4 protein-coding genes and 4 pseudogenes are annotated in these 5,167 nt (G+C 54.6%); 5 read left to right on the forward strand and 3 right to left on the reverse strand.

Annotation, left to right across the window (positions count from 1 at the left end; all coding sequences use genetic code 11):
* Positions 1–240, forward strand: a pseudogene (locus tag AC56LN_RS23310) (IS5/IS1182 family transposase); the annotation flags it as partial.
* A gap of 71 nt (positions 241–311) precedes the next feature.
* Positions 312–680: a ParB N-terminal domain-containing protein gene (locus tag AC56LN_RS23315; RefSeq protein ID WP_499574939.1), complete on the forward strand. Its 369-nt coding sequence runs from the start codon at positions 312–314 to the stop codon at positions 678–680.
* A 78-nt stretch (positions 681–758) separates the two neighbouring features.
* On the opposite strand, the gene AC56LN_RS23320 is transcribed toward AC56LN_RS23315, so the two are convergent.
* Positions 759–1,910, reverse strand: coding sequence for a YsnF/AvaK domain-containing protein (locus tag AC56LN_RS23320; protein ID WP_499574940.1), 1,152 nt, complete (start codon positions 1,908–1,910; stop codon positions 759–761).
* Positions 1,911–1,934: 24 nt separating this feature from the next.
* Positions 1,935–2,360, reverse strand: coding sequence for a YsnF/AvaK domain-containing protein (locus AC56LN_RS23325; RefSeq protein ID WP_499574941.1), 426 nt, complete (start codon positions 2,358–2,360; stop codon positions 1,935–1,937).
* A 498-nt stretch (positions 2,361–2,858) separates the two neighbouring features.
* On the opposite strand from AC56LN_RS23325, the gene AC56LN_RS23330 reads away from it, so the two are divergent.
* Together AC56LN_RS23330 and AC56LN_RS23335 are read left to right on the forward strand one after the other, a co-directional pair.
* Positions 2,859–3,074, forward strand: coding sequence for a hypothetical protein (locus tag AC56LN_RS23330; protein ID WP_499574942.1), 216 nt, complete (start codon positions 2,859–2,861; stop codon positions 3,072–3,074).
* 79 nt (positions 3,075–3,153) lie between these two features.
* Positions 3,154–3,378, forward strand: a pseudogene (locus AC56LN_RS23335) (IS30 family transposase); the annotation flags it as partial.
* Position 3,379: 1 nt separating this feature from the next.
* Here the strand turns inward: AC56LN_RS23335 and AC56LN_RS23340 are convergent.
* Positions 3,380–3,751, reverse strand: a pseudogene (locus AC56LN_RS23340) (integrase core domain-containing protein); the annotation flags it as partial.
* 12 nt (positions 3,752–3,763) lie between these two features.
* Between AC56LN_RS23340 and AC56LN_RS23345 the strand changes: the two are divergent.
* Positions 3,764–4,651 (forward strand): annotated as a pseudogene (locus AC56LN_RS23345) (IS3 family transposase); the annotation flags it as partial.
* Positions 4,652–5,167: the final 516 nt, after the last annotated feature.

The following is a 5,167-nucleotide window of genomic DNA, read 5'->3' on the forward strand; positions in this document are numbered from 1 at the left end:
GCGGATGCGCGTAACGATATCCTGCAGGCAACGCGCAGGCTGGGCCGAGCGATCTGGAAAAAGTGGAGTGGATATCATCGACGCAGCCTTGTAGAAACCAAGATGCGTTGCTTCAAGTTGCTGGGTGAACGCGTCATGGCACGTGACTTCGACCGTCAAGTCGCCGAGCTGCAAGTGCGAGCCGCTGTGCTCAACCGCTTTACTCGACTGGGCAGGCCGGTTACGGTTCTAGTGTTGTAAAACTAGCTACAAATAGCGTTAGCTCGGCCTTCGCCCGATTTGCTCAACAAAGCCAATTACCGACCTAAACCATGGAAAAAACGAAAATTAACTGGCTGAGCAGCCCTATCGACAACGACTATGTTTCGGCAGAAAAGTATTTGAGTTTGTTGTTCAAACCACGTAAATGCCGCAAGCTGTTGGAGAAATTGCGCGCCGCGCCGATGTCAGAATACCCGGCCAAAGATATTTTACGCGCCTCCCGCACGGCGATGTCTGAAGTCGCTGCCTTTGACTGGTCCCGCCATCAGCAGCAAATTCGCGATGGTGAGGCGCTTGGTCCCATCCTGATCGTGCGACAGAACGATGGCTCAGGCTTGATTATTGCGGATGGCTTTCACCGCATGTGTGCCCTTTTTGCCGAAGATGAGCTGATCAAGGTTCCGTGCAAGATTGCCTGAACCCGGGCAGTCTTAAGGCGAATAAAAAACGGCGCTGTTGCGCCGTTTTTTATTTGTAGCGGAATGTCTGTCAGCGCATTAAGAGCGACGTACATCCGAATCGTTCGTCATGCGGTCCCAGCCATGACGAACTGCTGCCTTCATTTTTTCCCAGGTAGAAACGCCCCCGTGGTTGCGCGTTTCCCAATCGGTGCGCAGGTCGGTTTCGACATCGTTCCATTGGCGACCAGCGTATTGACCACGCATCTGCGAACCATAGGCATAGGCCGGCGAGTAGTCGTCGTATGCTTCACCGCCCGCTGCGTAATTGCTCTGGAAATGGCTGCGATAGTAGCTGTCATCGTCGGTGGTCCCTCCGCCCAGGCGTTCGACTTCCACCTCGGTGTGGCGTACGGTGTCGTGGATCTGTTCCTGACGCTCGCTAACTTGCTTGCCAATGGTAACTTCCTCGACAATACGGGCCGATTTCTGCACCACTGCTTCTTCGGCGGTCTCACGCATCTCAATGGTTTGTTCCTTGAACGCAGTCACGTCCGACGGGCTGATGGGTTGATCGACCACACGGCGCTGTACATCGACGTGCTCTTCGCGCAGGCCGATACTTTCATTGACCGGCGTCTCGACCACGCGCGAATAGATACGCGCACCGCCACGCTGCACTTCACGCTTGCCGACCTTCAATTCCTCTTGCACGACCTGGATGGTCTGATTTCCGGTATCGGGTTGCACCGAGGCGCCGGCAGATGTGCTCTGGTTGGTCATGCTGGATTGAGCCCATTGAGCCGAGGTCGAGTACGACTGCATGCCACTCTGGCTCCCCGCCATCATGGCGCCGGCCGATGCTGCGTGTCCAACACCGTCCGAATGCTCGTCGATATCCACCGGGCCGAAGCGCTCGACGATATCGGCGGCGCGCTCGACTTCAGACAACGAATCCGCGCTCAGCGTGACAACGTGCTTTCCGCTTGAGACGGCGCCTTCGTAGCGATTGACGCGACTGGCATCGTCGTCATCGCCAAACAGGTCGCTGAAGAAATTCTTGATGCTATTGCCAATGCCGGTATCACCATCGGCGTCGGTCGTCGTCGCGGTGCCGGCGGTCGTGCCGGCGCTATTTGCGCCGCCAGACAGACGTACATCCTGGCGCGAAAAACCCGATGCCAGCAATTCGTCCAGCGCGCTTTGGGCGCTGGCATGATTATCGAATACAGCTACAAGAGTATGTTGCATGTTCATTCCTCCGTTAGGGTGATGTCATGGTGTAAGCGGCTTTTCGGCATCGTCGAAGCGCTCGACCTCGACTTGCTCGGCTTTGAGCGAGACGGTGTCCTGGTAGCGTTCTTCATGCCGGATGCGGGTAATGCGAAGTTCTTCCTTGATGCGCAAGCGGCGTTCGACCACCAGCACTTCTTCAAAAACCGGCACTACCAGCGTGTCGCCTTCGTAGCGGGTAGCAGGTTTATCTTCAAGCGCAACAATCCGGTCCACCGGCACACGCTCGATCTCCATCTCGTCGCGCACCAGGCGCTCATCGATGACGACTGGCTGTTCCGAGATCGTTTTGTGGATACGAACGCCGCGCCCGGTTTCAACAACACGGGTGCCGACAGTCAGTTGCTCCTCGACTACGGGAATGCGCAGATCTTCTTGCGTAATGTTCTTGGGGATACTTCTGGACATGAATCGACTCCACATTGCGTTTGGCAGATATAGACAAGATTACACGACCGGCTCTTACACCTGCACACCGTTGCCTTTCGGTATTTCTGTTGTGGCGGCTTTAACCATGTCACGCTGGTGAACATCCAAAACTAGTTTTCTTGCTATCAAAGTAAGCAGATCCCTCTCTTCACTGATCGTGAGTAAATGATCCTATTTGACAGGTCTAAATCACCAACCGGATTTAGGGGTAGTCTCGAACGGCTGCTTTGGGTCAACAGTTTCGGTTAAGAAACAGTCAGTGATTTTCCCAGCCCGGCAACCTGCTAAGCTGACGTCGACGGCCGAGTTCGGCCAAGTTCGGCCAAGTGCGGACGTACAAATACCATCCTTTATTGACCTATGAGGGAACTCAAGATGCCCAGCCGAGTTTGTGGCGTATTGGCGGATGGAAAAGGATGACTTGCTTGCGCTATGGGGACTGGGAGTAAAACCTTAGTCTCTCAAAAAATCTCATCGATGGACCTCACCGAACAGCAGACCATCGCACTGCGCGACGTCCTGAACCTGGCTCTAACAGACACGTTTTATACCTTGCTACTTGGTCTCGATGGAGCAGTAAGCATCGGTAGTGTCCAACATGGCTATCGTGTGCTGGATGAGGACGGCGATCTGATTTGCGGCGATGGTTGTGTCGTAGCTGAAGCCTACGCCCAGTTACAGCTGGACAGCTAGCGAACAGCTGCTATGGGTCTTGGATTCAACCAGTCGACGCAACACACTAAACTCTGGGTAAGCAGAAGGAGTGTTACGGATGAAGCAGAGAGCAAGGATTTATTATACGGAAGCCCAGAAGGCGTTGATGTGGGAACACTGGAAAAAGGGGGAATCGCTCCAGAAAATTGCCCAGTTATTCGACCGAAATCATTCATCTGTACAGCGAATCCTTGCCGAGTCTGGTGACATTCGACCGGCAGAAAGACAGGGATCAAGACTGGCATTAACCTTAGCTGAGCGGGAAGAGATATCACGCTCGCTAGCTACTTGTCAAGTCCCGCCTGGTCATAAACCCTTTTAACGAATAGCTCCGGGCGTTTTTTCTGCCATTCCTTGAGCGCCAGGATAGAGGTTTTGCTGTCGATAGCGCGCTGCGGAATGTGATGGTTGTACAGTTTCAAATAGTTCATCAAGGTCGTCTCCAGGTCAGCCCTGCAGTCGAAGCGGGTCTGCTGCAGAATTTCGTTGATGCGGCCGTTGAATCGTTCGACCATGCCATTCGTTTGCGGGTGCCGTGGCGGCGCCAGGCGGTGTTCCGCAGGCATAGCTGCACAGGCGACGTCAAATGCATGCTTGCCGCTGGGCTTCTTATCCTTGGCTGCGAAACGGTCGGTGAACTGGGAACCGTTAGCCGTCCGTCCAGTGCCAGGCCCGAGCCTGCCAATAAGCTCAACGAAGACGAGCGCACCGAAATTCTGGCTATCGCAAACAGCGAAGAATTCGCCAGTCTGCCGCCGAGCCAGATTGTGCCGACACTGGCCGATCGAGGCGTGTATGTGGCATCGGAATCGAGCTTCTATCGAGTCTTGAAGGCGGCCTCGCAACAGCATCATCGTGGCAAGGCAAAGAAGCCTAGTGAACGCGTGGTCACAAGCCATTGCGCCGCGGCGCCAAATCAGGTTTGGAGTTGGGACATTACATGGCTGCCGGCCGCGATCAAGGGTAAGTACCACTACTGGTACATGGTGCTCGACATCTACAGCCGGAAGATCGTTGGCCACGAAGTTCATGAAGCCGAGTCAGCAGAATCTGCGGCACGCCTGATGCGGCGGGCAAGCCTTTCTGAAGGCTTGGCGGGCCGTCCGCTAGTGCTTCATTCGGACAACGGCAGCGCGATGAAGGGCTCGACGATGCTGGCCACATTGGAGCAACTCGGCGTTGCACCGTCGTTCAGCAGGCCTCGCGTGAGTAACGACAATGCGTTAGCCGAATCGTTATTCAGGACCTGCAAGTATCGACCGGATTACCCGAGCAAACCGTTTGCGACGCTCGAGGATGCAAGAGCATGGACGCAGAAATTTGTGCGTTGGTATAACCAGGATCACAAGCACAGCGGCCTGAAATTTGTGACACCGGCACAACGCCACGGCGGCCAGGCAGACGCAATTCTGGAGCATCGCGAACGGGTTTACCGAGAAGCCAAAAGCCGCAACCCGCAGCGCTGGTCGAGGGATATCAGGAACTGGAATCTGGATGACGAAGTCCGGTTAAACCCGGAGCGGATTCGACCAGAAGAATTACTGCAAGTTGCGTGAGATGACGCGACAACTACGTTGACAAACACCGCAGATGCCAACCACAAACTCGATCTATCAACTGGTTTGAAAGGGGGGCATTTTTGTACCCACTGAAGCGTCGAGGCGGTTTTGAAGCGATCTACGTGAAAATGCCGGGGCCGACCTCCAACACGCCGACATACCAATCAGCTTAAGCAGTCGGCTGGCCGCTCATGGGAGTAATCTGGACGCTAGCCCGCGAGGCGGCTGAGGAGTCGATTGCAGTGCTATGGGAAAGCGCACTCGTCGATCGTAACGACGCACTGGCGGAGAAAATCGATCGGAGAACCAGGTTTCCCAACTGTCAGCCGAGTTAGTAAATGCGTGCGCCCATACTTCCAGCCAGCACCGTTTAGGCATGCCAAGGAACGGGTTTAAAGTACTCGTACCTAAATCAGGTGACGTAATTTTCGACTAAGTGATTGAATTGTTTGGGATACGTGCAAAAGTCATCTATTTTGAGTACTTTGGCACTTCTCTCGTCGGCAACATTGT

Source organism: Telluria sp. ZT3P26 (assembly GCF_059686035.1).

Excerpts from the sequence above, each read along its gene's own strand:
- AC56LN_RS23320 (WP_499574940.1), bottom strand. The coding sequence starts at position 1,910 with ATGCAACATACTCTTGTAGCTGTATTCGATAATCATGCCAGCGCCCAA.
- AC56LN_RS23315 (WP_499574939.1), top strand. The coding sequence starts at position 312 with ATGGAAAAAACGAAAATTAACTGGCTGAGCAGCCCTATCGACAACGAC.
- AC56LN_RS23325 (WP_499574941.1), bottom strand. The coding sequence starts at position 2,360 with ATGTCCAGAAGTATCCCCAAGAACATTACGCAAGAAGATCTGCGCATT.
- AC56LN_RS23330 (WP_499574942.1), top strand. The coding sequence starts at position 2,859 with ATGGACCTCACCGAACAGCAGACCATCGCACTGCGCGACGTCCTGAAC.